Here is a 1,329-nt window from a genome sequence, read left to right as displayed (position 1 = left end):
CCCACTGGCCCGCGCTGTGCGGCCGCATCGAGGCATTGCTCGCGGGCCAGGCACCATTGCTCGCGCAGGACTGCCCGGCGTCCGTGGAGCGCCATGCCCAGCGCATTACAGCGCAGCTGATTGCCCAGCGTGCGCCGTTGTCGGCCGCAGAGACAGCCGAACGAGCGGCTGCGCAACCGGTCCAGGGCGCCGATGTCCAGTCGGTGCTGGTGGACTCGCTGGAGTTGGTGCGCCCGCGCACGGTCGGGGTAGAAGCGGCGGCCTTGTGGGCCATGGCGCAGGTGGATTTTCAGGGGCTGTTGCGGGCGCTCGGTTTTACCGGGCCGCAACGAGCGGCGGCCCTGGGCTCGATCATCGGCCGCATGGCCGCGCCGGGCTCGGAGCTGGCCACCCATGCCTGGCTGGGCGAGCGCAGCGGCCTGGGCGAGTTGCTGGACGTGGACTTTGAGAGCCTGAGTCTGTCATCACTGTACCGCATTGCCGATCGCCTGCTGGCGTCGAAAGCGCTATTGGAAACGACCCTGTTCACGCGCCTGCAGAATCTGTTCGGCCTGTCGACCACGGTGACCCTGTACGACCTGACCAACACCTATTTCGAAGGGGAGATGGCGACCAACCCCAAGGCGAGGCGCGGCCACTCCAAGGAGAAGCGCAGTGACTGCCCCTTGGTCACGCTGGGGCTGGTGCTCGATGGCAGCGGCTTCGTTCGCCGCAGCGAAGTGTTTGCCGGCAACGTCAGCGAAGGGCAGACCCTGGCCGAGATGCTCAGCGGTTTGCAGGCCCCCGCTGGAGCCCTGGTGGTGATGGATCGCGGCATTGCCACCGAGCAGAACCTGGCCTGGCTGCAGCAAAATGGCTACCGCTATCTGGTGGTCAGTCGCGAGCGTGGCCGGCGCTTCGACCCCGAGCGAGCCACGACGATCAAGAACGCGGCGGGCGAGTGCCTGCAACTGGAAAAGTGTCTGTCCGACGATGGCAGCGAGGTCAGGCTGTACTGTCATTCCGAGCGCCGGGCGAAAAAGGAAGAGGCGATCAGCGAGCGCTTTGCCCGGCGCTTCGAAGGGGAGCTGGACAAGATCGCCGAGGGACTGGGCAAGCCGCGCACCACCAAGCGCCTCGACAAGCTGTGGGAACGTATCGGTCGACTCAAGGCCGGCACCCGGGGCATCGGACAGCACTACGTGATCGAACTGGAGGCCGACGAAGAAGGCCTGAACGCGGTGGCACTGCGCTACCGCCGCCAGCCCATCGAAGGCAGCTCGCTCAGCCATCCCGGCGTCTACTGCCTGCGCAGCAGCGAAACCGATTGGGATGCCGAAAAGCTGTGGC

Annotated in this window: 1 protein-coding gene; it reads left to right on the top strand. The window is 66.4% G+C overall.

The window, feature by feature from the left end; translation table 11 throughout:
• The coding region (locus NA637_RS25010) for an IS1634 family transposase (protein ID WP_256075266.1) at nt 1-1,329 on the top strand (1,329 nt) is incomplete at both ends.

The organism is Stutzerimonas stutzeri (assembly GCF_024448935.1).
Classification (GTDB): Bacteria; Pseudomonadota; Gammaproteobacteria; order Pseudomonadales; family Pseudomonadaceae; genus Stutzerimonas; species Stutzerimonas stutzeri_AO.
This window is presented reverse-complemented; position numbering and strand designations above follow the sequence as displayed.